The sequence below is a fragment of the Thalassospira profundimaris genome, assembly GCF_003326795.1.
GTDB classification, from domain to species: Bacteria; Pseudomonadota; Alphaproteobacteria; order Rhodospirillales; family Thalassospiraceae; genus Thalassospira; species Thalassospira profundimaris_C.
Genome location: NZ_JPWI01000002.1, coordinates 66,168 through 90,495 on the forward strand (window position 1 = coordinate 66,168; position 24,328 = coordinate 90,495).

A 24,328-nucleotide genomic window follows, 5' to 3' on the forward strand; every position below is an offset into this window, starting at 1 on the left:
TCTTATCTCCCGGCGACTGTTTCACGGATGGAAGAGCCAATGTTATAATGGTTTATGACGCTGTTCCACCATTCCGCACCCAGCTTGGGAACGGAGGCTTTTTGCTCGGCAAGGTAGAGACATTGCAGGAGGGTCGGCAGATCGAGCGAGAAAGTATTTTCGCCTGCCTGCAGGGCGAAGACCAATGCCGGGCCGCATTCACTGCAATCAAGGTCGCGAGCCTCTTGAAGGTTGGCGCGCTTGTTAAAAATGTCCGTCACATGCTGTTCGGTCATGAGGTGATTTCCTGGTAAAATGGCAAAGAGGAAAGAGGTGCCGGTGGCGTACTTCGCGCCACCGGCTTTCGGGGGATCAGACCGCCAAGCTTGCGGCCTGCTGCTCGCGTCCCCGTGTTCTGGTTCGGGACTTCGGTTTGCTGAGACCCAACTGGTCGGTGACGAGACGTTTCAGCGCCTCAATCCCGCGTTCCCGATGGATGTCGTTAAAATCGGTCAAACCCTTGGCTTTCTCCGCATCACTCAGATCCGGGCGGAGGATCTTCGCCCCGGTCAACTCGGCGGCGCGCTCCGCCCCTTTGATCCCGGCATTGATCTTCTTGGCGTGATCATCATCGGCGGCAATCACAAGTGGCCGATCTGGATGCTTCTTGTGAATTGCTTCTGCCACGGGGGCGAGATTGCCGGAATCAAGTGCGACCACCACCGTCAGACCACTGGCCATATGCAGGCTTTGACCGGTGGAATAGCCTTCAGTGACGATCATCGGGCCTTTGGGATCACCTTCGATCACATGCATCAGGCCACGCTTTTTGCCGTCCTTGAGATACATTTTGGTGCCATCGGGATGGATGGTCTGGATGTTCTCGATAAAGCCTTTGTCATTGGCCATCGGCATCAGAAGGTTGCCCGATTGATCGATCCGCAGATCGCCAGCAGGCACCTGTTTGTTCTGCAAATAGGGGTGATTGGCGGGAGCCGGTTCGGCGTTCTGGAAAATCCCGTAGGCCCGCTTGGCAACCGCGCGATATTGCGCACGGAGTTCCTGTTCCTGGGCGGCCTTTCGGGCTGCTGCTTCGGCTCTGGACTGTTCCAACTCCTTTGGGTCGATCTTGGTGCCGGTCGCGACCCATTTGACCGGATCCTGCCCAGATTTGTAATTGGTGATATTGCCTGCCGGAAGACCTTCAAGGAACCCGCGATAGGAACCGCTTTTCTGGCCCTTGCGATCTCCTTCGACCGCAACCCGATGCCATTTGCCATCCATGGTCGGCGGTCCATCGAGGATCAGACCGTTTTCCTTCAACGCTTGTGCAAATTCCTGTTCCGGGCTGATCTTGGGTTCAGGGGCTTTGGCCTTGGTCTCCTGCCAGCGTTTGAAGGGTTCAAGCTCCATATCATCGCGGGCATACCAGGCCTTGGCCCGGCGATCCCATTTTGCCCCAAGAGCCTTGGCCTCATCTTTTTCACTGAAGGGCACATTGAGATAGATGCGCTTGCGTTCGGTGTTGGTGTCCTGATTAGGAGCCTGTGACATTTCACCATTCATGGCATTTTCCTTCTGTCGTTCAACAGCCGGGGTTTGAGTGATGGATTTGGTTGTCTCTTGGGATTTCACCGGGATCAGGCTTTGACGCAGATCCGGTTCCATGATCCAGGTGCGGATGTTTTCTGCATCCCGCGCAGCAGCGAACAGCGCATTGCGTTCTTCCTTGATGGCTTTCATCCATGAGCCGACATAACTGGCATGACGTTCCGGGTAATGGCCAAGACCAAGCTCGGTGGTCAGCATGTAGCTTGCGATCTCGGCCCGCAGTTCTTCCTTGGCGTAAACTTCTGAGCCAAACGGCCCAAACTCACGCGCCATGCGTGATCCATGGCCGGTGGCATGACCAAGCTCATGCAGGGCGGTGGCGTAATATTCATACTGGCCCTTAAACGCGGCCTGATGAGGCATGTGGATCTGATCAGTCGAGGACCGATAAAAGGCCCGGTCATTCTGATCATGGAAGATCGGCACATTGCCCTGCTTGAGGATCTGTTCGGCCCGCTCAACCGGGCTAAAGGTCGGTTCTGGCGCGATATAGGGGGCAAGGCCATCGATCTGTTCAGCATTGAAGACGACGGCATGAAACACCCGGGGACGGTCCAGCCTTACGTCGCGGGTTTTGGCGATACCCTTGTCGTCGAGAACCGGCTTGCCGTTTTCATCCAGCACCTTCTCACGTTCGGACCATTTCCAATATTCGATCATGGTGCCTTTTTCGCCCTTGCGGACTTGCGCGTCCTGGGCCGCCGCCTGACGATAGGTCATCCAGCGCGGATCGGAGCGCCCGCGCATTTCAAGCCAAAGGGCATTGATGCCGCGATAATCCTTGCCAGAAACCGGATTGAACGGGGCCATGCGGACCTTTCCCGGTTCCCATGGCTTTTGCCAGGGGGCGGTGCCAGCCTCGATATGGCCAAGCAGTTCCTCGACCACCTGATCGCGGTAGCTTTTCTTCTCAGCCATGGTTCGAACCCTCCGCATCAGCAGTCGGGTCGATGCCGTCAAAATGACTGTCCAGCGCATCATCAGCAGAGAGCGCGTCCTCAGCAAAAGCCCCCATGGCGTCGGCAATGTCCGGATCGACCGGCACAGGGCCAATCTGGCTTTCGGCGTTGATCATGGAAGAGGCGAGGGTGAGATAGTCCTGGTCAGTCAGGGCTGCGGACGCAGGCGTGGTTTTGTCGGGTGTATTGGGTGTCTTCATGGTTTGGTTCCTTTGTGAGATGCAGAGGGCATGGAAGAGAACGCCATTTGGGGCGGCGTCATTTGCGAACGGCGGGACAGTTCGCGATCCAGGAAATAGAGCTTTTGACGGCCAAGGATGGGTGGCAGACCGGCAACAAAGATCAGCGCATCACCGGGGACCGGTTTGCGGCCCTCGGTATCAATGATCTGCAGGCGCATGCATTCATCAGGGGTGAGAAGCGGGCGGGAGGTTTCAGCCAGATTGTCGGATACAGATCCGAGATCGCCCATTCGACCAGAGCGCGAGCGGCGCTTTTGCACGATGGTCGCTTTGCCGGTCATGTCCGAGAGTAGCTTGGCGGTTTCGAGTTTGTTTGGCGTGAAGGCCACCCGGATCTTGCAGTTGGCCATGATCGATTCATCACGACCGTAATGCTTGAAGAGCTGTTCGGTGTTCTGGACGATGATCATGGCCTTGAGGCCGTAGCCCGCCATGAAGGCGAGAGATTCCTCGAAGATCTCCAGCTTGCCGATGGAGGTGAACTCATCGAGCATCAAAAGCAGACGGTGCTTGTATCCGGCGAGCGTTTGGCCAGATCCAAACTCCATGCGTTCGGTAAGACGGCGCATAAAGAGATTGAGGATGATGCGCAGCAGGGGCCGCAAGCGATCCTTGTCTGCAGGTGAAACGACAAGGAACAATGCCATTGGCGCATCGCCATTCATCAGATCATGCAGGCGGAAGTCACTGGTCGCGGTATTGCGTGCGATGATCGGATCGGCAAAGACGGTCAGCTGCGTTTTGGCGGTTGAATGCACGCCAGAGCGTTCCTGCGGGGCCTTGATCATCATACTGTTGGCCCCGCGCCGAACTTCCTTGTTCACATGGGATTTGCCATGATCAAAGGCCGCCATTTCGGCAAGAATATGCTCGAAATTATCGTCGCTTTCTTCCGCGTCGCCGTCGCCGGTAATGCCCGAGAGAAAGGTATTCACATCATCAAAACAGGCCGTACGGTGTTCATCACGCCGCACCCGATAGATGACATGAAGCAACACGACCGAAAGCCAGCCATAACCTTCCTGTCGCCAGTAATCCTTCATGCCCTGGCCATCGGGATCGATGATCATGGCGGCGATGTTCTGGCAGTCGGCGATGTCCTGTTCGGTATCAATGCGCACTTCGGCCAGCGGGTTGAAGCGGGCCGAGCCAGTGCTGGCGGAGGGCTCAAAGCGCAAGACCTTGTGCCCGATGCTGGCAAGCCAGCCGCCGGTCTTGGCGAAGTTCTCACCCTTGATATCAAGGCAGAGAATGCTCTCGCGCCAGCTGAGCAGGGTAGGCAGGATCAGGCTGACCCCCTTGCCGGTACGGGTTGGAGCCCAGACCAGGACATGCTCCGGCCCGTCATGGCGCAGTTCGCGGATCCGGCCAAACCATGATGGCCAGCCGCCAACAACCACGCCGTCTTTACGAAACAGGCGTGCTTTCTTGATATCCCTCAGCTTTGCCCAGCGGGCCGAGCCATGCAGTTCGTCGCCTTTGCGGTTCCCCTTGAGCGTGCTGTTATTGGCCCGTGCGGCCAGCGCCAGCACGCCGAACATGCAAAGCAATCCAGTGATGCCAATCCAAAGAGCCGGATAGAGCATTTCATTAGGTAGGCCTGCTGGATGCGTGGCGGCATCGAGCGACCATCGCCACCAACGCAGATCCAGTGCGTCAAAGCCAACAGCCAGATGCCATTGCCAGAGAATGGCAGTGATCATGGCGAGCAGGATGAAAGGGAGAGAGAGGCGGTAAAGAGCAGTCATTATGCCACCTCCTTGCCGTCTTTGAGCACATAGCGATCATTACGCGGTTCCCAGATATCGGTGATGCGCCGCCAGCCATCGGCGTTGCGTTTGATCTGAACGACGACGTCAACCAGCTCCGCCAGAAACTCAGGCACGCGGGGCATGGTTTCACCGGCCCAGGCGATGTTCTGATCGAACTTGCGGTGAATGGCCTGCCACGGACTTTCGGCATGGATGGTGCACATAAAGCCGGTGACACCGGAATTCAGTGCTGCCAGTGCGGCAAAGGCATTCTGGGTGCTGATCTCACCAAAAAGAATATGATCGGGCGTGATCCGCATCAGATGATCATAGATCTCGCGCCAGCCAACCATACCGCTGCCCGTTCCAGCCTCACGCGCCGCGATCAAGCCATTGCCATCCCAGAACTGTTCGATATGCAGCTCTGGCGTATCCTCAATGGCCAGCACACGCCGGGCTGGATCAATGGTGGCGAGCAACATATTGAGCAAGGTGGTCTTGCCGGTGTTGGTTGCGCCACTGATGATCATGTTGGCATCACCCGTGACCTTCTCGATCAGATAATCGCGGATAGCCGATGTCACCCCAGCCTGCTCCCAGGATGGGGTGAAGGGATGCTTGCAGCGGATCGCAAGGCTCAGATGTGATCTGACCGATGCCCCAACCAGGATCTCGCAGCGGTGATTGCCCGGCAGGATGCAGGAGAGCTTTGGATTGTCATCGGGATTGAACTTCAAACCACGCTGGTTGGCGAGACTGATGGCAATCCGCTCGATGGCGGCCAGTGTGAGAGCAGGATCTTCGATCTCGCGCTTGCCTTCCCCGCGTCGTTCAGTCACGACGCGGTGGGGGCGGTTCATGCGGATTTCGACCGTGGAAAGATCGCCGTAATAGGTGGCCAGAGGGCCGAGGATCTTCTCAAACAAAGGATTGGGGGATAGGGCGTTCATTACCACCACCCCCAACTGCCCATGCAACCGCTCTTGATGCTGTCGGTATGTGCAGGATAGTTGTATTTGTTCGGCTCATAGAGCGTCCAGTAATCGTTGCCGGAACGCTTCTGATGGATTGAGCTTTGTGCAGAGAGCGCGGTGCAAGTCTTGCTGCTTGGCTCGCCGATTGTTACGCCATCTTCACGAACTGTTTTTCGGGTGCCGACGGCTGCTGAATAGTTGCAATGGTTGGAGTTGTAGACCGTGCGATTTTCGTTATAGCCGTCAGAACCTCCAACCCGGACAGTGACGGTACCAGTCGCATTGCCGCATGGTCCGCCTGTATGGTTCTGTGGAGCAGTCCAACTCGAATGCGTCGGATCTGCCCATTGGACCGTCGCACTGCAGACATTCCCCAGATTGGCTGGTGTCGCTTCATCGACTTTCAGGCCGTAGGTTGTGCCATCCGGACGCTTATAGGTGTTTACGAGATCGCGCCCTTCAAAGCGGGTGCAGTCCTCATACCAGATATCGCCATTGGGTTTCGGTCCCTGACCATCATAGACATAGGCGGTCTGTGGTTCACCCGGCAGAACTTCACTGGTCTTGATGTTGTAACGACCTTTGGGTGTGCCTTCGATATAGACCGTGGTCAGGCGATAGGCGAACAACTGGTCATCATGGTTTTGCCAGCCGGTGGTCTCGACATGATGCGGATAGGCAACCTCGCTATCCTGACACTCGGTGACATATTGCGGGACGCCATCGAGCAGATAGTAAAACCGCTCGCGACCATAGCTGGTGCCAGCCGCAAGATCATGGTTCCAGAGTGAGGGATTGTCACAGCCGTCGATGGTGGATTGGATTGCGATATTGGCGCTGTCGGGTTTGCATTCGGTGATGAATTGCTCGACGCCATTGACCACGATCTGTTTGCGGCTTTGGCGGGTGACGGTGCCAGCCGCCTGATTAATGATTGGCGCGCAAACTTCCTGACCAGCGGCACTCTTGTAGACGGTTTCGTGAGGGTATTCCGTGCCATTGTCCGAACAGGCATCAGCCTGCCAGGTGGTGCCATTCAGTTCATAGATATGACGACCGGTCTGATAGGAGCGACCAGCGGCAAAATCATGCCGGATGGAACAGCCATCAGTGACCGAGACAAGTGGAACAGCGGCCAGCTCTTCTGAAGGTTCGCAGCTTCTGACCTGGACTTCATTGTTGCTGGCATTGACATAGACAAGGGACGCCTGCGGAACGGCCATCATCTCGTTATAGTCAAGATAGACCGAGCAGGCCGAGGTCTTCTCTGTGATGTCAAAGACCTTATCTTCATCCTTCAGGCAGTCAGTGACTTCCCGTCGGTTGCCGCCGCCATCGGTGTAAAAAAGCAAATACTGTGCGGTTGCCTGACGTGTTTCCATGTCGATGGTATCGCCACAAACAGAATAGCTGCGATCCAGCGGATAGCGATCTGCGCCATCCTCACAGGTTCCCGCGCTCACATTGCCGTCTTCGGTGGTTTCAACCCGGCTTTGCTGGACAGCGACGAGCTGGGCCAGATCAACGCGAATGTTGCAGCCTTCGGTCGTGACACGCACGGTCGGCGAGCTGGTATCTTCCTCAACATCAAGAGCTGATGGTGTCGAATAGCCAGCCGCATCGGCATTCTTTGATGCATTTGATCCGACATTGTTTGAGGCACCGGTATCAGCTTCAGCGCTTTCCGTCTCCTTTTCTTCCTTGTCGTCTTCTTCCTCTACGTCATTCAAGCGCTGCAGAGCCGCAAGCAGCGTTTCCTGATTGCCCTCGATGGTGACGGGTGACGCCGGATCTAGCTCGGGGCTGTCCATATTGAACTGGGCGACGAAATCGTTTGAATCGAGCGGTTCGGATTTGCCGTCTTTTTCAACGCCGGTCAGCACCAGTTGCGCGATCAAATTGTCCTCAAAGGTGACATAGCGGGCATAAGCCTTGGCGGTGACACCTTCGGTCAGTTTGGGAGGCGCACCGGGCACATCGACCAAGCCAAGATCAATAGCCATTGGTTCGTTTTCTGAGACGGCGGTCCGGGTTTTGGCACGGGTGACAATATTCACCTTGCGCACCATTTCCTCGATACCGGGCTCGGCTTGCGAGGTGGTTGTGGTTGGCTCGGCCAGTTGCGCCAGTGCGGGTGAGACAAGACAGGACGACAGGAGCAAACACCAAAGGGTTCGTTTGTTCATGCTTTTACTCCACATTTGCAATGTACCAGTCCGTTGCCGGACGGATATGAAGGCGGGTGCCTTGGGGGATGGTGATGATGGGTTGCAGTGACAGCGTCTCTTCAAGGACGCTGGCGCTGATCTCGCCAAAGCGGGTCGATAGTTCTTCGGCTGCTTTCTCGGCAGCCGCCGTCGCGACTTCGCCGTCGCTTTCTTCTGATTTGGTTGTGGCAGCGGCATAGCGGACGGCCGTCGAAATTCCGGTCAGCATGAAGGCGGTGCCATAGCGTTCCCAGAAGCGGCGATCCACTTCACCAGCAGCCCCTTGCCTGCCCTGAATGTCACTGATCGGGGAGGCGAGCTGGCGGATCTCGGCCCGATGTCCGGCAATCAGGATCCGTTCACAGGCAATCGACAGGCGCGAGCTGCCCATATCCTTGGGTGGATCATAGTTGCAGATCAGGCGCGATCCTTTGGGGATCAGAACATTGCGCCCGTGATAGCCATAAACATCACGCGCCGACTGCACGATCACGGTGCCGGTTGCGTCACCGCCGACCTGACTGTTGATCCCGGTTTCAAGGATCACGGTGATATAGCGATCCGCCGTAATGATCCGGCTGTTATCGACCGGAAGTGTGGATGTCCGGCGCGGGCCTTCATAGTCGGCTTTCTCGTCCTCACTGACAGGCAGATCGAGCGGATCGAGCGCGGCAGGGGGTACCATGCCAGGCAGGACAGCATGACCCGAAGCCCCTGCCATATCAGAAGACTGCCACGCCGGGGTGCCCCAGTCTGATGACAAGGAAACGCGATGTTGCCAAGCGGCCTCCAATGCCATGCGATAGGGATCCGGCGCGGGTGCATCGACAACCGGCTCAGGTTGCGGCATAGGCTCGGGCGCCGGAGCAGGTTCTGGTTCCGGTTTGGCTTCCTTGATGATGATTGGCGGCATCAAAGGGGCAGGGGCAACTGGTGCTGGTGGCGGCGGTGCCGGAAGGGCCCAAACTGATGGATCATCTGCTGGAAGGGTTGGCGCTTCATTGACGACCGGTTCGGCACATACACCCCCAAAGGTCAGGCCAAGCACCAGTGCTACATCACAAAATGCACTCATGCCGCGTCCCCGGTATATTCAACACAGAGGAAGCTCTTGCCGCTTTTGAGCGTGATCAGCGGTCGGGTGCTTTCAATGATGTAGGTCTCGCCCTGCACACGGGTATTGACCAATTCATCTATGCCATCGACCACCACATAGGCGGTCGGCAGTTCGATATCCTTCCAGCGCTTGCCAAAGCGGATATAGGTGAAGTGGTCATCCCTAAAAACCGTCTCCGGGCGTAGCGTTTCATCGCCCCAAAGATCATAGTCGCCCCAGCCATGCAGGGCGTTCGGATCGAACGGGGATTGTGCAACAAAGTCGCCTTCAGGCGTGCCCGGATTGGTGTCACTCAGCCCAGAAACTGCATTGTCGATGGCAGCAGACTTATTGCCTTGTCCTGGAACAGACATCGCCGGAAGAGCCGGTTCTCCTGTGTCGTCCAAAACACCGGCAAAGCCGGGGACTGCCGGATCCTCATCGATCTGCACAGATCCCTCGATGCGGACAACGAGATCGGGGACATTGACCGAGTTGAAGCTCTCGGCCCTCAGATAGAATGGATAAACCGCACCGGACTTGCCGTAGACGACAAGTGAGGTGTCATAACCGTATCCGCTGGGGCGCACAGCCAAGCGGCGTTCACCGCGTGGTTTGACAGAAAATCCGCCATCATCGCCAAGATCGACCGCTTCAATCTTTTCACCGCGTGGCAGTTCAAGCACGGTGACCATGAACTCGCGGGTGCGGATCTTGTAAGTACAATCATCACACAGATCGGTCGCATAAACCGCATCACTCGGATCTGCATCATCCCAAACGTCCTGAACCTGTCCGCTGGTACGCGGACGGCTCATTGCGTTGAAGTAGCCCTCATTCTGATCGCGAGCCTGATTGACAACGCTATCGGGCACCGGCATGGCTGATGCGGATTGTTGCGGAGCGGTTTGTGCACCAGAGAATGGTTGCTGCGATTGTCCTGGCATGGGCGGGCGTGCAGCGGTCTGCGCGTTCGCCTGCTTATAGCCAAGAACGAGGACGGCCAGAATGAGGCTGCCAAAGACGAGATGGAAAACAAGATTGATCAGGCGTTTCATGACGCGCCTCTTTCTCTAAGCACCATGTCGAGCACGGTGACGCCAAAAGGATTGGTGTATTTGTCGGCTTCGGAGACGTTCTGCGGGCGGGTGGCCAGCGTTAGGTAAGCGCGCAAGTTTTTGCGCGAGATCTCTTTGCCGCGACGATGGTCGACCTGGATGAAATCGACCGCGTATTTATGGTCCGAGGACAAGGTGGCTATGGGATCGATGGAGACGATCCGCACTTCGCGCTCAATGCCTTTTTCAAGGGCCTCGGTGATCAGGCCACTATCGATCCGCTCGCGTTTGAAGCGTTCCCAGAAGCTGGCATCCGATAGCCGGGAGGCTTCGCGCTGGCGTTCTTGTTGTGTGACCGGATCGATCTCGTTGGTGATCAGCACAAAGCGCTTGGCTTGGGCTTCAAGAAACACCTCGAAACCTTCGACCTTCTTGCTGACCGGTTCGACAACATAGGTGCGGTCATCGGGGCCATAGGTCCGAATCAGGGCAATCTCGGTTTCCTTGAGCGGTACGAGATGTGCAACTGTTTGCACCAGAACCACGACGCCAGCGCCCAGCACAATGTTGGTCCCGGCAGACAGGCGCAGCATCCAGGCGAGCCTGCGATGGCTGGCCTGAAAGCTGAACGGATCTGCAGCAACGGTGGCTTTATGCGTTGACGCTGCTTTGACCATCGACTTGCGCCCGTTATCGCGTTTGCCGATGCGCCCTAGCCAAGCCATGAGAAGCCCTCGCCATTGAACTCAACCGGATCGCAAACACAGGGGCTGAGTTTCATCTCATCGGTTCCGGTACCGTCTTTGGGGATTTCACGGTCTTTTGAAACGGAGACACAGCCGGACAGGAAAACGGCAAGGCAAAGCATTGAGACGAAATGTTTGGGGATCAGGCGCATCGCTGCGATCCTTTCTGGTTGGTGGCGGTCGGGGAGGATGAACCGCCCAAGCCAAAAACAAGCTTGGCAAGGGCAAGGGTGATGGAAAGCGCGATCCAGATATGAACGGCACTGCGCATCAGACCGGCCAACTGGTCCGCATCGACTTCGCGAAGAGCCATGACAAAGACGATCACGCTTTCTGGCGAAAACATGCCGGTCAGAACCAGCAGCCAGAGTGCAATGAGAGGAAATACGGCGATGGTCACAAGGGCATCCCGCAGGAATTTCTTGAGACGATTCATGGCTTGCCTCCCCGATCAAAGGTCGGTGTCTTGAGGCGTTCCATGACGGCATTCTTGGCGGCAACGAGACTGTCTTTGGCAGCCCCTGCAGCCCCAACCGGGTTGCGGGCAGCTCCTGCTCCATAGAGAACGGCATCAAGGGCTGTGGAAGCGCCACCTGGTGCATATTTTTTCGCAGCCTTCGCAAGAGATAGGCCTGTTGCGGTCATGCCAGCTGTAATGACGGCAGCGGCCTGATTGGTCAGTTGGGATCCGGCAATCGAGTTGGCCATGCCGGTAGCCTCGGCCATAAAGGCTGTGCCCATCCAGCCAAGAACGATGGCAACCCAAAGCGCTGGATTATTGATCGAGGTAATTTCGCGTACATTTTCGGTATTATGGATTTCAAGGGAGGCGGCCCCATAGAGACACAACGCCAGAGCCAGCGTTGAGCCAAATAGCACCATGAAGGCGGCAAAGACGGTTCGAACCCCTGTGATTGCCATGCCGCGTCCCCAGCCAAACCCAACGGCAAGCATCAGGATCGGGGAGAGGGCGGAGAACATCATCACGCGGAAGATGCTGACAACAACCTGGCTGAAATAGACAATGATCAGGATGATGTAGGGCAGGGCGAGCATGACGCCGTAGACCCCGGCCATCAGATTGCCGAGCGAGATCGACGCCCAGATCTCAAAGGCGATGCGAAGTACGCTCATCAAGCCTTGCTCTGCGACATAGACCAACTGCGCCATGCCGCCAAGAGATGTGGCTTCACTCGGTATTGTGGCGGCAGTAATCCCACCTTCCATGCCGGCAGACAGAACGACGCCAGCAGCACTACCCATCGTTGATAAAGCCATCTGATAGATGGAATTTACGAGAGTGGGCCCTTGCCCGCCGAGCAGCAGACCGGCTATAATGATGAACGCGAATTCATGAGCGAATCCAATTAGATCGCCCTTACCCATGATCATCTTGCCGCCATGAATGACGATCCACAGACCAACCACGGAGAGATAGATGAACCACATGGGTTCGAGCAGCACAGTGCTCAGGTTCTGGGTGAAACTGTTTGCCAGATCGACATACTCCGTCACCACGTCACATGTCAGGCATGTGATGTCGTCGTCATTCATCGCCGTATTCCTTTTGGTTTTTTGGGGAACTGCTAGCGCGCAGATTTATTCCCAGAAGTCTGACTACTTGGACTGGGATTACGCGGTGTCTCTTTGGACAAGTTACGACCGCGCAGAAGCTGTCGCTGAATGGGATCTTGTGATGCCCGCGTATGAAGCGAACAAAGCCCTCGTTTCTGGCTCGCGTGAGGAAATTCTTGAGAGCCTCGCGAAGCATCCAGAAGGAGAGTTGATCAAACGTGGACACGATCTGCATCGTGTCTATGAGGTTTGGAAACACGTCTATCGTGCTGTAACCTACAAGGACAAAGCCTTTGCCTGGAACGAATGGAAAGCCGGTGCGTCGTGCTGGGTAATGGAGCAGCGCAATGTTTTCACGCATTCGTGTCGTGATCTTCCTGATTGGCGCACGAAAAATGATGTGAAACGGGACAACGCAATATTTACCGAAACACAGCAGTAGAGAGTGAATACGATGATTGAGTTCGTCCTTTACGGCGTCTGCATCACAGGGCTTCTTTTTCTCAGCATTTTCATAACGAACGCATGGAACAAAAAAACTCCCCTGCGGGTATTCATTGCAGCATCGATTTTTACCGGAGGCATTTATGTCGGATATCTTTACCCGTTTGTTCCGGTCATATTTCTCGTAGGCCTTTTGCTCTTCGGCCTTGGAAAAATTAAGAACGGTGCGAATAACAGGGGTGAGAATGTAAAAGCCCCAAAATCCACAAAAGGCGATGCAGGAACGGACAAGAAAAATGCCGTTCCGATAACCGGCTCTCGCGTAGCAGAGATTATGCTTTTTGACGGAGACCCAATTCGCATCAAGCGAGCACGAAAGATCAAAAAGACCTTTGGTCACTATCCCTGGTACACGGGCGGGGATTTGTAATTTCTGGACGATCATTCTGCGTCCTCCCCACCTTCACGCTGCTGGGGCGGCAGGTATTGCAGCAACATGGTCGACTGGATTTTGACCAACTGCGCCATGAGTTGTTGTTGCTGAACCTGCTGGCGGTTTGACATCGCCATCCATTTGGCAATTGCCATTAGAAGACGTTTCATATCCGCCGCACCGTTGGTGCCAGCTTCGAGCTCTTCAATGGCCTGCTGAATTTCTTCTGCGCTTTGAACGGTCAGATCGCTCTGAGCCAAGCCGGTTGTAACCGCGTCTTTGGCCAGTTCTTCACGTCTGGCTTCGACCATGGCACGGGCTTGTTGTTGTGCTTGCCATTTGGCTTTGTTGACCGGGTGATCCGGATTGGACCAGACACCGCTGCCGGAACCAGAGCCATTGTTGCTACCGGCAAACTCGCTGCCTTCCGGGAAAGTCCAGGTCGAGGGATCGTTCGGATCAAACCACAGTGACTTGCGATAGATGCTGCGCCCTTCGCAGATGCTGAAGAAGTCAAGATCATCGAGATCGATGCCAGGCATCAGGCCCGACAGATCTGGTGTCAGGCACTGGATGTCGCGCATGATCCGGTTGGTGAGCTTCTGCATGTTGAGGACCGGCAGGGCGACTTGTCCGGCTGCCCCGATGGCATCAATCGTGCCCTGTGCCTGGGCACTGAGTTTGGTCAGCCATTCTGTGTGCTGCTTGAGCTGATCAATCTGCTTTTGCATTTTGCTCAACTGCTCGCCCAGTTTGGCGATGGCCGACACATCAATCACCGGATAGGTGGCATAAGCGATTGCCGGTGTTGCCAGAACAATTCCGACCGCCAGAGCTACTGAACGCAGACGCCTGTTCATGACGCACCTCCTGCACGGAGAATGACGACAAGCAAAAGGATCAGGATTGCGCAGGTGATGATTGGCCAGTTCAACATACCAATCAGGCCGATGACACCAATGAAACTGGCAACGGCGATAGAGGCCAAAGGCATCTGCATCATGTCCGGATGATTGGTAGGGGTTACAGATGGCTCTGCCATGCGTCCCCCCATTTGGCTTGAATGGTGGCCAGATCGTTATTGGCATCCGGCCCGGAGCGATAGAAACGGACGGCATCGCCAAGCGGTGCCAGATCGACATCAAGAATGGCGCTTTCCTCAAAGCCACTGGCCTCGTCACGCTTGATGATCAGAACACGCCGATCATCTTTCTTGCGCGCGCGGGTGCGGCCCTGAACAAACAGCTTTTGTTCTTCATTGAGGTTGAACGGCTTGAGGCTTTCTTCCGTCACCTTGGAGTTCGGGAAGAAGATCATTGTGGCGGTGTTTTCGATGATCGCTTCAGCGGCCCCGGTTTTGCCCAGACCTGCCGGATCCTGAAACGCCATGCCAACCGCACCACCAAGCTTGCGGTATTCGCGATACATCTCGGCACCGAGATCTCGGAAGCCGGGGTTGGACAGCAGCTTGGCCGCTTCATCAATGAAGATGACAAAGCCACCATTACGCCCGGCAACAGATTTACTGATGGCCTCCGAGATATGACCAACCACCGGCCCGCCAAGAGCCGGGTCAGCCAGTGCCTCGTTCATATTGATGCCAACCATGTGGGATTGGTTCAGAAGGCCGCCGAGGCTGTCATGTTGTGCATTGAAGATGTGGCTTCGAAGGCCGGTGTTTCCCTTGTCGTCAGTCACCCACTGCGCGAAGGCACGCCGAAGGGCGGAGCGACGGGCAAAGGCAAAGGGATAGATCGCATTGAGCGTGCGATGTGGTGGCTCAATCTGAAACGCCAAATCAACGGCATGATTAAGCGCATCGATGTCGCCATCTTCGAGATCAATCCCGGCAAGTGACTTGAGGATCGCATAGACACGTTCGCGGTTCTTTGGCGTGTCGTCCCCAACATCCAGCGGGTTAAGCGACAATCCGTCATAGGCTTGATAAAGACCGCCCATGGCTTCGACCATGAAGCGCGTGCCTTCCTTGGAATCAAAGATGTAAGACCGCACATTCTCAAACTTCGCAAGGCCACCCATCAGATGCATGATCAGGGTGGACTTGCCGACCCCGGACGGCGCAAAGACCAGAAAGTTGCCAAGCGAGAACGGCTTGTTCACCACCTGAAACTGGAATGCATAGGACTGCCCGGTTGGTGTTTTAAACCAGCGCACTGGTGCCGGGCCGAACTGGCTGGCCAACATGCCGGTTGCGGAATGCGGTAAAGCCCAAAGGGCTGCGATGTTCTGATCGCGCAGATCCAGCGGAGCCATAAACTGACTGCCAGGCAATCTGATCTTGCGTTTGGAGACGACAGGCAAGCGGTTAAACCAGCAAACCGGTGCGCCCTTGGTTTGCAGGGCATAGCCGATCCGCTTGTTGCCAAGGATCTCTGTGATCTCGCGGATCAGACTGTTGAGTTTTTCCTCGGTTTCTGCGCGTGGAATGATCTGAAACTGCGTGGCGAAAAGGGCCGTTTTGCCTTCGGCCAAAAGGTCGAGCAGGGTCGAGACTTCTGCCGCTGCTGCCGGATTGCCAAACCACGAATTAGACTCACCAGCCATGCGGCGTTTATTGACCAGCATCGCCTGATCACTGCCCCAGGGATCACAGATCTGGCAGATCTCGATATCACCCTGCAGAGCGAGGATCTCGCCGATCAGATGGCCCGACACTGTTTCCGGCCAGAGTGTAACCGTGATGACCTTGTGGAACTGGCGGGCCGGAACATGGGTTGTGATGGTGCCGGTCACCTTGTCGCAATGAAGGTCAGATGCCGGAAGGTTTGCAGATAGATTATGACTGGTCGCCGGAAGATCACGGCGATAATCGCCACTGACCAATCCATTGAGAAACCCGGAAAGCAAACAAGGCTGGTCGTCATCAGAGCGCACAAGAAGCTCTGGACGATATTCCGAAAGAATGGCCGGGATCTTCTCTTCGGCATCTAGCAAAGGCTGCATGGTCTGAGCCGTTGCCATCAGATACCAGTCGATGAAGTAACTTGATTTATATTGTCGTGCTTCTGCCGTGCCGATCTCATCAAGCACGCTATTGGGCCACTTAGCATGAGCAGCAATCTCGCGCTGGCGTTTGACAGCAAAAAGCCGAACAGTGACCGACCGTTTGCCAAGCTCTTGGAACAGAGACTGACGACCGAGCAACAAAGTTTGCTGCTCGCTCTCGATACGGGCGTCATAGCTGGTTCCTTGCAGGTGCCAGATACGCGACAGCGACCCGTCCTTGCCACGCACCGTGACGCCATCGACCGGATCAATCCCGTCGAGTTCAAGTTCGTCCTGCAGCCAGTCTTGCTCAATATCGCCAAGCAAGAAGCGACGACCTGCCGGAACGATCAGCCCCCCGGCCATACCGGTCACAAGGCCGGTGGTGATCACATCGGTCCAGATCATTTGCGTCCTCCTGTGGTCAGAAGGCGCTCGGCTTTGCGGCTGCCCCAAAACATCGGGGTCACCAGCAGGTCGCGGTCATAGTTCGGATTGATCCGCTGATGTTTGACGAGATAGACCCATGCGACGACAAAGCCGACGATCCCGCCTGGAATAACCAGAGCAGGAAAGTCGAACACGACGGGAAGAACAAAACCCAGAACGCCAACGAGACCGGCCACAAGCAGAAGCGAGATCGGCAGACCGATCAGCGTCATCTGGCGCTGGACCTGGATGAGAACGGCACTGGCGGCTTTCATTTGAGAACCCCCAGAAGACCCGAAGCAATGGCTGGTCCTGCGGTGACCAGGATGCCGCCAATCACCATCATGATGCCGCGTTGCGGATCCAGTCTGCCGGTGAAAGCGCCCCAACCGCCATAGACGACCAAACCAAGACCCAGAGCGATGGCGAAGATCTTGCCAAAGCCTTCGGCCAGAAGTTCAAGGAAGGAGACAACCGGATCCCACCAGTTGCCACCTGTAGTGTCTTGCGCAAAAGCCGGTTCGGTCATTGCCAATGTGGCAAGACCCGCGATGACAGCGATTTTGAGAAGGTTGCGTTTATCCATGTTCTGTTTTCCTTGTCGTCAAATCGTCAAAACGGTGAGGACGCCCAGCGTGAAGACGACGGCGACCAGATTGAGAGCGGTGAGGATGGAGATCAGCTTGACCATCTTGCGAAAGCGATCCTGAGCCGTATCGGCAAGGCGGGCGGCTTCCTGCATGGCAGAAAGACGTTCCCGCACGGCATCGGTCAGAGCTTCATTCTTGAAGTCCTCGATGGCGGCAGTGACATCGTTGGTGAAGGTTTCTGACTGTGCCTGGATAATCCCGGATAGGGTTCGGTTATGCTGATCGATCAGGCGACGATGCTCGTCGAGCACGACCTTGTGGATGGTGTAGATCATGAGCACCGGGTCACCGTCCTCAACGGTGACCTGATGAACTTTCCACAAATGGGTGCGCAGTTCTTCAATGCTGTCCATCGTCAGGGGCGGCGGCGGAGCCTCGTCAAGAACGCTGGCCATCACAGCACCGCCTGTTCCATGGAAGCCCCAATGCTGCGCCAGGTCATCAGCAGGCGTTGGCGCGACATCAGGGGAAAGTCGGCATGTTTACCTGCCTCATCAAAGGTCAGGCGGGCACGCATCATTTGCTCGATGTCGTGGCCAAAGGTTTCTTTACGAACCTCGGGTAGGCGCACCAGGGCATGAATGCGGCTCTTGTTCTTTTTATAAAGCCCGGAATGCTCGAAGCTCTCGACTTCGCCAGATGCGTTCTTGCGTTCGATCCGCCCGAAATATTCGTTAAGCCAAACGACAACGGGAATATCGGGAACGCTCTGCAGAACCTGATGGAGCCCCTGCATCGTGTCATTCAGCGCCTGCCCACCGGTAAGCACGGTATGGAGGCGAACCTCGTGACCGGCACCTGCGAGCATCTGCAGTGCCTGTGCTTCGACCATATAGCCAAGTAGCGGCAAGAAGGTGCTGGCACCGTTGTCGATCACCACAACACCGTTTTCCGGGCCAGTCATGATCTGTTCGATCAGCGCATCAAAATAACGCGGGTTGATTTCATCAGGACGTTCGCCCAGGCGAATGGTCTCGACCGGAAATGCCTTGTATCCGGCAAAGGTCTGGTTGACCGGATCCGTGTCATAGCAATGAAGCGGGGTTTCGCGTTTGAGGTAATGCTGCGCGAGCAGGCTTGCGACAAACGACTTGCCGACCCCGCCCTTGCCCTGAAGGGTAAGATTAATCAACGCCATCGGCGATAACTCCATCTGAAATGATAATTTTGATGCCCAGCACAGTGGCGAGGCGGAACACGTGGGCTGCAGACAGATCCGTCCTGCCAGCCTCAAAGTCTCGATAGGTGCGTTCGCACACGCCGATACATTCACCTGCACCAGCTTGGGTGAGGTGTTTACTCTCGCGGGCTTGCCGCAGGCGGGTGTGAAGGGTGAGGTAATCTGATTGCCAGGAGCTCATTGTGATTCCTCCGTCTCGTCGGAGGCATCGTCTTCTGGGTCATCCCCGCCCCATAGGCGATCCAATGCTGCTTGTTCCTTCGCCTTGAGAGTTGGCAAGAAACTGGCGGCTTGAGTGTTGCTTGGCGGTAGGGTGGGGGTAGTTGCAGAAGACTGGCTGAGTGCTTTTGCAGGCACTTGGGTTTTTGTTGTGGTACGCCCAGAACGCAGTTGTTTAACCCGGTCATAGAACGACCGGCGGGACATCGTGATACGTCCCGAAGCACTTAGTTCTTCGTAGATTGTTCGGACCAGAATGCCTTGCTCAATCTTGCCGAGAATTTCTTCTCGCAAAGCAAGGATTTCGATCTTAGCCTGACCCCATTCTGCGGGCATTGGCGCGCTCCTTGTCATAAGCGTTAACCACTTGACAAGGATCGGAAATGTATGGTCTCAATTCTGTGTTAGAGGTTCAGACAGCGTCTGTCTCTCGATCATCAGAATTGGGCAACAATGAGTGCCCCCGCAACCAATAAAAAAAGGCGGTCCCTTATGGGGCCGCTTTTTTTATTGCCCGCAGAGACAGTCTTCGAACCTGTTGCTTTCCTTGGTTGTGAGCCTTCTCATAACTGAAGGCTGAGAGCGTATGAAAAAGGTGCCAGTGGCACCTTTTTAGCTCGAAGGTTGAGCACGGCGACAGCCGTGCGCAGACTGCGGTCGTGAGGCATCAAGATATCTAGCCGTTGCCAGCTCGCCCTCGTTGCGGGGTTTAAATGTCTGTGCCTGTACGTGTAAGTGTGGGCTCTCGTCTGCGAGAGTAGAGGCCTATCGATATCTGAACAGCGCTTGCTGCACAGTTCGTAAATACTCTGTTTGAGTTTCGGGTGCGTCTGCCAGGACGCGAGATATCAGGTCTCGTCAGGATATTCTCAATCTTGAAGCCCTCTCCTCCGCACATTGATCATCAAATGTTGTCGACCAAACCCTGGGTTCTTCGCCTGAGGACACCAGCCTGGGAGTTGGTGGGCGGGGCGAATAAGTGCGCGTCCACCAAATCTCCACACAATGTCGACCTAACTTTCACTGCGGCGTGGGATGGTGCGTGAAGAAAGTGATCATCTTCGTGGGAACTTTTAAATCTTGCAAAGGACCGGTCCACAGTTGGCCATATCAGTCACGTCGTGGCGAGAGTGGAGCTGATGGGGCGATGGGCATTTTCCCTGGTAAATAAACTTCGGTTGGTAACAGCAAGAATGAAACTGTTGGATAGCATTGGTCGACCTCTGATCATCGGAGGCATAATTGTTGTAGCACTGGTCGCAATTGCGTCGGCCAGTGGTGTTTTCGAAGAAGAGCCGCAGGCATCTGTGCTTACCGAACGTGTCTCGCGCGGCACGATCGAGGAAACGGTTCTTGCGAACGGAGAACTCGAACCTGTCCGGGTCGTAAGCGTTGGTGCACAGGTTTCGGGCCAGTTGAAAGCGCTACACGTTGAATTGGGCCAGAAAATCAAGGCCGGGGACCTGATCGCCGAGATTGATCCGACAGCGCAGGCATACGCCCTGCGCATCGCAGAGGCAGCGCTTGCCAACGTCAAGGCCCAGCGCAAGGCCCGCGGCTTTGAATTCAAACGCGCCGAGCAAGCCTATAACAGACAGAAGAGTATGGCTCTTCAGCGTGCTGCGTCTGTGGCTGAGCTTGAGACGGCGGAGGCGGCGTTCAATGTCCTGGCGGCTGATATTGAGGCATTGGAAGCGCAGATCGCCCAAGCCGCGGTGGAGGTTGAGAATGCAAAAGCCAACCTTGGCTACACGAAGGTTGTCGCACCAATGGATGGTGTGGTGGTTGCGGTCGTGACCAAGGCTGGCCAAACCCTGAACTCCAATCTGGCCGTACCGACGATCATTGTGCTGGCTCAGCTGAACGTGATGCAGGTTAAGGTAAGGATATCAGAGGCCGATATCACCCGCGTAAAACCCGGTCAGACGGTGCGTTTCACAATAATGGGCGAAACCCATTTTCCGACAGTTGGCAGATTGGAGCAGATTGCGCCTGCCCCGACATCGATCGCGACGGATTCCGCGACCGCCTCCACAACCGGTGGGCAGGTGGCACAGGCTGTTTATTTCAACGGATTATTTACAACACCAAACCCTGATGGCCGACTGCGCCCAATGATGACAACTCTTGTAACCATTGTGGTGGGGCATGCAGAGGACGTCCCGCTTGTGCCCTGGTCAGCACTGACCGAGCGAGATCAGAACGGTCGCTATCATATTCAAGTGCGCTCTCCTTCCGGCGAAATTTCAGAACGCCTTGTCTCAGTAGGACTGACGGACCGGATCAAAGCGCAAGTGATTGATGGTCTTGAGATTGGCGAGGAAGTTGTCATTCCGGCCGACGGTCAGGCGTCAGACTCAAACGCAAACGCTATGGAGATGATGTGAGCTCTTTACTGGAAATAGAGAACGTCACGCGGCTGTTTCAAACCGGCGAAGAGACGGTTTCCGCCCTCAAGGGGATAGACCTTCGTATCGACAGCGGCGAGCTTGTTGCGATTGTGGGTGCCAGCGGATCAGGCAAGTCGACGCTTATGAATATTCTTGGCTGCCTCGATCAGCCGACTGCGGGTGATTACCGTGTCGGAGGCCACAGTGTGGCCGGTTTGAGCGCTGACGAACTGGCGGCATTGCGAAGAGAGCATTTCGGCTTCATCTTCCAGCGCTACCATTTGCTAGGCACGCTCAACTCGGCCGATAATGTGGCGATGCCGGCTGTTTATGCAGGCATTGATTCTGTGACCCGACGAGAGAGGGCAAATTTACTTCTGGAGCGCCTTGGCCTTGGTGAACGTATAGATCACCGTCCAGGTCAGCTTTCCGGTGGTCAGCAGCAGCGCGTGTCCATTGCGCGCGCGCTTATGAATGGCGGGCGTATCATCCTTGCCGACGAACCGACCGGTGCGCTGGATAGTAAAAGCGGTGAAACTGTTCTCGAGATCCTCAAGGAGCTTCATCGGGACGGCCATACAGTCATTATGGTTACCCATGATATGGAGGTCGCCTCCCACGCCGATCGTATTATAGAAATCCGTGACGGCCTTGTTCTGTCTGACAAGCGGTGCCGCGAACCGGTCGTTGATGCGCCTTTACCTTCCTTTTTAAACTCAGATTCTGTTGGTGTTCTGGCAGGTTTCCATCGACGGGTTGCAGAAGCTTTTCCCATGGCGGTGCGCTCCATGGCGGCACATCGGGTTCGCACATTCCTTACCATGCTCGGGATCATCATTGGCATTGCTGCCGTGGTTTCAGTCGTTGGTTTGGGCGAGGGAACGCGCCAGAGGGTGCTTGCCGAGATCAGCGAACTTGGTGCCAGCACACTTTCGATTTTTCCCGGACATGGCTGGGACGATGAACGTGCCGAAAGCATTACCTCTCTGGTTGTGGCCGATGCTGAGGTGTTGTCTGCGCAAAACTATATCGACAGCGTCACACCTCTGGTATCGACGAGTACGCGCATTCGGCTCGGTCGCACGACCATGTCAGCTAATGTTGACGGTGTTGGTGAGGATTACTTTCGGGTAAACGGCCTCAGAATCGTGCTGGGCACCGGCTTCTCGGCCGACAGTATCGCTGAACGCCGGCAGGAGGCTGTTATCGAGGAAAGAGCCGCATCTACGCTTTTTCCGGGAGATGAATCTCCGCTTGGCAAGGTTATCATGATCGATCGGGTGCCGGTGGTGATCATTGGCACGGTTGCGCAGCGGTCCGGGATGTCCGGCAAAACCCTGCAAATCTACCTTCCCTATACTGCCGTGACCGGCAGGTTGCTTGGGGCGGCAACAAGCCTTGCCGGGCTGACTGTTCGTATCTCTGACGATGTCGACACAATCGTTGCCGAACGTGCAATCGTTGGCCTGCTGACACGCCGTCACGGTACGCAGGACTTCTTTGTATTCAATAGTGACCAGTTGCGCCGGATCATGGAAAAGACGTCGCAGACCATGACGCTGCTGATTTCATCTGTCGCGGTGATCTCTCTGATCGTCGGTGGCATTGGCGTCATGAACATCATGCTGGTTTCCGTCACCGAGCGTACCCGTGAAATAGGTCTGCGGATGGCAGTCGGTGCTCGTCGTATCGACATCATGCTTCAATTCCTGATTGAGGCCGTCACGATTTGTATTGCGGGTTCTTTCCTCGGTGTTGGGCTGGCACTTGGTGCAGCCATTGCGTTTGGTGGACAGGGCAGCCAGTTCCCGATGATCATTTCTTTCGACGCCATCCTTTCAGCCTGTCTGGTTGCGCTTCTCATCGGCCTCGTTTTCGGTTTTCTGCCAGCCCGCAATGCCTCACGCCTCGATCCGGTCGATGCGCTTTCCAGAGAGTAGTCATGGTTTTCGTCAGATTGATTATCCCTTGTCTTTTTATTGTTCTTGTCGGTTGTACGAGCCAGTCGACAGCCTATCTGCGCCCGGATTTGCCAGAAGGGCCGACATGGTCTGCCCCGATCTCCTCAGACACTGCCAAAGTAAGTACAGATCAGTGGTGGATCGCTTTCGGAGATCGGGAACTCACCACGCTGATCCAAGAGGTGGTCGCTCGTAACAATGACATTTTCACCGCGACCCTTCGGGCGCGCAGAGCGCTCTTGCAAGCTGATCTTGCGGCGAATGCCCTGTTCCCGAAATTGAGCGGGAATCTTAACAGTTCCAGAGCAAAGCCTCTCGATGGAAATGTCGCTGCAACCTCATCCTCGTCTGCGTCAATCGGGCTATCTTATGAAGTTGACTTATGGGGGAAACTTGCAGCGCAGCGAGATAGTTCGAGCTTTGAGGCCGAGGCAACACGTGAGGATTATGAGGCGGCTCGCCTTGCAATTATCGGCATGACCGTCGAGACCTATTTTCGTATTGCTCACGCGAATGAAGCGATTGCGTCGGCCGAAAGCAGCCTTGACTATGTAAGGCAAATACAGGACCTCGTCCGAAAACAGATGGCTGTTGGCTGGGTTTCCGAACTTGAGCTTTGGGAAGTTGAACAGACAGTCGAGACACAGGCTGCGCGCGTATCCGAGTTGCAGCAGGCACGCCTTGTTTTGCGAAATGTGCTTACGGTTCTTTTGAACGGTGGGCCAAATCCGGTTCCCGAACTACACAGATTGCCACGGCAGAAGTTGCCAGAGATCACGCCAGGTTTGCCTGCTGATCTTCTTGCCCGCCGTCCAGATCTTCGTGCGGCAGAAGCACGGTTGAAGGGGGCGTTGAAGAATGTCGATGCGACGCAGACCAGCTTCTATCCGGGGATATCGTTGACTGGTGGCTTGGGGACGAGCAGCGATCAGCTCATATCTTTCATCTCCAACCCGGTCGCGACACTGGGGGTAGGGACTGTTCTGTCCTTCCTGAACCTGAAGGACATGAATCTGACGATTGCGGTTTCGCAAACACAATATGAAGAGGCTGTCTCTACGTTTCGAACCACCTTGCTCAATGCGTTTGCAGACGTTGCCAATACGCTGGGTGCGCGCTCAAACTATGCCGAGCAGTCACGTCGGTTGAATAGTGCCTATGAGGCCGCGAAGGGAGTAGAGAAGCTGACCGAGATACGTTATCGGGCAGGCGCGATAACCCTGCGCATCTGGCTTGATGCACAGGAACGTCGTCGGTCCGCTGAAGTGGCTCTCGCCGACGTTCGGCTTGCGCAGTTCGTGAACGCATCAACCCTGTATCGCGCTCTTGGGGGGAGTACAGCAGTCGCTAATGACGAGGTTGCGGCGGCACGGTGATGAAGTGCATTCTTCAAGACAGAGAATTTATCGTATCAACGC

26 protein-coding genes are annotated in these 24,328 nt (G+C 55.6%); 5 read left to right on the top strand and 21 right to left on the bottom strand.

Annotated features, from left to right (window positions below):
- Positions 1-2 precede the first annotated feature (2 nt).
- From TH30_RS21965 to TH30_RS04710, 12 genes are all read right to left on the bottom strand, one after another.
- Positions 3-275, bottom strand: coding sequence for an XRE family transcriptional regulator (locus tag TH30_RS21965; RefSeq protein WP_147251926.1), 273 nt, complete (start codon positions 273-275; stop codon positions 3-5).
- Between the two features lie 76 nt (positions 276-351).
- The gene (locus TH30_RS04660) at positions 352-2,508 is read right to left on the bottom strand and encodes a zincin-like metallopeptidase domain-containing protein (RefSeq protein ID WP_220150272.1); all 2,157 of its coding nucleotides are present in this window, start codon (positions 2,506-2,508) and stop codon (positions 352-354) included.
- Complete coding sequence (locus tag TH30_RS04665; RefSeq protein WP_114096933.1) at positions 2,501-2,749, bottom strand: hypothetical protein; 249 nt, start codon at positions 2,747-2,749, stop codon at positions 2,501-2,503. The genes TH30_RS04660 and TH30_RS04665 overlap by 8 nt, the downstream gene beginning before the upstream one ends.
- Positions 2,746-4,539 carry a type IV secretory system conjugative DNA transfer family protein gene (locus TH30_RS04670; RefSeq protein ID WP_114096934.1) on the bottom strand — a complete coding sequence of 598 codons (1,794 nt, stop codon included), beginning with the start codon at positions 4,537-4,539 and terminating at the stop codon, positions 2,746-2,748. The genes TH30_RS04665 and TH30_RS04670 overlap by 4 nt, the downstream gene beginning before the upstream one ends.
- The gene (locus tag TH30_RS04675) at positions 4,539-5,492 is read right to left on the bottom strand and encodes an ATPase, T2SS/T4P/T4SS family (protein WP_114096935.1); all 954 of its coding nucleotides are present in this window, start codon (positions 5,490-5,492) and stop codon (positions 4,539-4,541) included. The genes TH30_RS04670 and TH30_RS04675 overlap by 1 nt, the downstream gene beginning before the upstream one ends.
- Positions 5,492-7,702, bottom strand: a complete 2,211-nt coding sequence (locus tag TH30_RS04680) for a hypothetical protein (protein ID WP_147251929.1) — start codon at positions 7,700-7,702, stop codon at positions 5,492-5,494. Before TH30_RS04680 ends, TH30_RS04675 begins: the two co-directional genes overlap by 1 nt.
- 4 nt (positions 7,703-7,706) lie before the next feature.
- Complete coding sequence (locus TH30_RS22615; protein WP_114096937.1) at positions 7,707-8,798, bottom strand: TraB/TrbI/VirB10 family type IV secretion system protein; 1,092 nt, start codon at positions 8,796-8,798, stop codon at positions 7,707-7,709.
- Positions 8,795-9,877, bottom strand: coding sequence for a TrbG/VirB9 family P-type conjugative transfer protein (locus TH30_RS04690; RefSeq protein ID WP_114096938.1), 1,083 nt, complete (start codon positions 9,875-9,877; stop codon positions 8,795-8,797). Before TH30_RS04690 ends, TH30_RS22615 begins: the two co-directional genes overlap by 4 nt.
- Positions 9,874-10,602, bottom strand: coding sequence for a VirB8 family type IV secretion system protein (locus TH30_RS04695; RefSeq protein ID WP_114096939.1), 729 nt, complete (start codon positions 10,600-10,602; stop codon positions 9,874-9,876). The genes TH30_RS04690 and TH30_RS04695 overlap by 4 nt, the downstream gene beginning before the upstream one ends.
- The gene (locus TH30_RS04700; RefSeq protein WP_114096940.1) at positions 10,590-10,775 is read right to left on the bottom strand and encodes a hypothetical protein; all 186 of its coding nucleotides are present in this window, start codon (positions 10,773-10,775) and stop codon (positions 10,590-10,592) included. Before TH30_RS04700 ends, TH30_RS04695 begins: the two co-directional genes overlap by 13 nt.
- Positions 10,766-11,059 (bottom strand): hypothetical protein, encoded by a 294-nt coding sequence (locus tag TH30_RS04705; RefSeq protein ID WP_114096941.1) that lies wholly within the window; start codon positions 11,057-11,059, stop codon positions 10,766-10,768. Before TH30_RS04705 ends, TH30_RS04700 begins: the two co-directional genes overlap by 10 nt.
- On the bottom strand, positions 11,056-12,177 hold the full coding sequence (locus TH30_RS04710) for a hypothetical protein (RefSeq protein ID WP_258548609.1): 1,122 nt from the start codon (positions 12,175-12,177) through the stop codon (positions 11,056-11,058). Before TH30_RS04710 ends, TH30_RS04705 begins: the two co-directional genes overlap by 4 nt.
- Between TH30_RS04710 and TH30_RS04715 the strand changes: the two genes are divergently transcribed.
- Together TH30_RS04715 and TH30_RS04720 are read left to right on the top strand one after the other, a co-directional pair.
- On the top strand, positions 12,161-12,640 hold the full coding sequence (locus TH30_RS04715; protein ID WP_147251931.1) for a hypothetical protein: 480 nt from the start codon (positions 12,161-12,163) through the stop codon (positions 12,638-12,640). The genes TH30_RS04710 and TH30_RS04715 overlap by 17 nt on opposite strands.
- 12 nt (positions 12,641-12,652) lie before the next feature.
- Positions 12,653-13,072, top strand: a complete 420-nt coding sequence (locus tag TH30_RS04720; protein WP_114096943.1) for a hypothetical protein — start codon at positions 12,653-12,655, stop codon at positions 13,070-13,072.
- Between the two features lie 11 nt (positions 13,073-13,083).
- On the opposite strand, the gene TH30_RS04725 is transcribed toward TH30_RS04720, so the two are convergent.
- The 9 genes from TH30_RS04725 to TH30_RS04760 are packed head-to-tail and all read right to left on the bottom strand — an operon-like array spanning position 13,084 to position 18,895.
- Positions 13,084-13,935, bottom strand: coding sequence for a hypothetical protein (locus TH30_RS04725; protein WP_114096944.1), 852 nt, complete (start codon positions 13,933-13,935; stop codon positions 13,084-13,086).
- Entirely contained in the window at positions 13,932-14,117 is a 186-nt protein-coding gene (locus TH30_RS21970) for a hypothetical protein (protein ID WP_147251933.1), read from the bottom strand. The genes TH30_RS04725 and TH30_RS21970 overlap by 4 nt, the downstream gene beginning before the upstream one ends.
- Positions 14,099-16,489 carry a VirB4 family type IV secretion system protein gene (locus tag TH30_RS04730; protein WP_114096945.1) on the bottom strand — a complete coding sequence of 797 codons (2,391 nt, stop codon included), beginning with the start codon at positions 16,487-16,489 and terminating at the stop codon, positions 14,099-14,101. Before TH30_RS04730 ends, TH30_RS21970 begins: the two co-directional genes overlap by 19 nt.
- Entirely contained in the window at positions 16,486-16,785 is a 300-nt protein-coding gene (locus TH30_RS04735) for a hypothetical protein (protein ID WP_114096946.1), read from the bottom strand. Before TH30_RS04735 ends, TH30_RS04730 begins: the two co-directional genes overlap by 4 nt.
- Complete coding sequence (locus TH30_RS04740; RefSeq protein ID WP_068518714.1) at positions 16,782-17,096, bottom strand: TrbC/VirB2 family protein; 315 nt, start codon at positions 17,094-17,096, stop codon at positions 16,782-16,784. Before TH30_RS04740 ends, TH30_RS04735 begins: the two co-directional genes overlap by 4 nt.
- Before the next feature lie 18 nt (positions 17,097-17,114).
- Positions 17,115-17,555: a hypothetical protein gene (locus tag TH30_RS04745; protein ID WP_114096947.1), complete on the bottom strand. Its 441-nt coding sequence runs from the start codon at positions 17,553-17,555 to the stop codon at positions 17,115-17,117.
- Positions 17,555-18,298: a P-loop NTPase family protein gene (locus TH30_RS04750; protein ID WP_114096948.1), complete on the bottom strand. Its 744-nt coding sequence runs from the start codon at positions 18,296-18,298 to the stop codon at positions 17,555-17,557. Before TH30_RS04750 ends, TH30_RS04745 begins: the two co-directional genes overlap by 1 nt.
- Complete coding sequence (locus TH30_RS04755) at positions 18,285-18,521, bottom strand: helix-turn-helix transcriptional regulator (RefSeq protein WP_114096949.1); 237 nt, start codon at positions 18,519-18,521, stop codon at positions 18,285-18,287. Before TH30_RS04755 ends, TH30_RS04750 begins: the two co-directional genes overlap by 14 nt.
- Complete coding sequence (locus TH30_RS04760; RefSeq protein WP_147251935.1) at positions 18,518-18,895, bottom strand: hypothetical protein; 378 nt, start codon at positions 18,893-18,895, stop codon at positions 18,518-18,520. Before TH30_RS04760 ends, TH30_RS04755 begins: the two co-directional genes overlap by 4 nt.
- Positions 18,896-19,752: 857 nt before the next feature.
- On the opposite strand from TH30_RS04760, the gene TH30_RS04765 reads away from it, so the two are divergent.
- Genes TH30_RS04765 through TH30_RS04775 form a run of 3 tightly spaced genes read left to right on the top strand, consistent with a single transcriptional unit; the run spans position 19,753 to position 24,286 of the window.
- Complete coding sequence (locus TH30_RS04765; protein WP_114096951.1) at positions 19,753-20,946, top strand: efflux RND transporter periplasmic adaptor subunit; 1,194 nt, start codon at positions 19,753-19,755, stop codon at positions 20,944-20,946.
- Positions 20,943-22,889, top strand: coding sequence for a MacB family efflux pump subunit (locus TH30_RS04770; RefSeq protein ID WP_114096952.1), 1,947 nt, complete (start codon positions 20,943-20,945; stop codon positions 22,887-22,889). The genes TH30_RS04765 and TH30_RS04770 overlap by 4 nt, the downstream gene beginning before the upstream one ends.
- A gap of 2 nt (positions 22,890-22,891) precedes the next feature.
- The gene (locus tag TH30_RS04775; protein ID WP_114096953.1) at positions 22,892-24,286 is read left to right on the top strand and encodes an efflux transporter outer membrane subunit; all 1,395 of its coding nucleotides are present in this window, start codon (positions 22,892-22,894) and stop codon (positions 24,284-24,286) included.
- Positions 24,287-24,328: the final 42 nt, after the last annotated feature.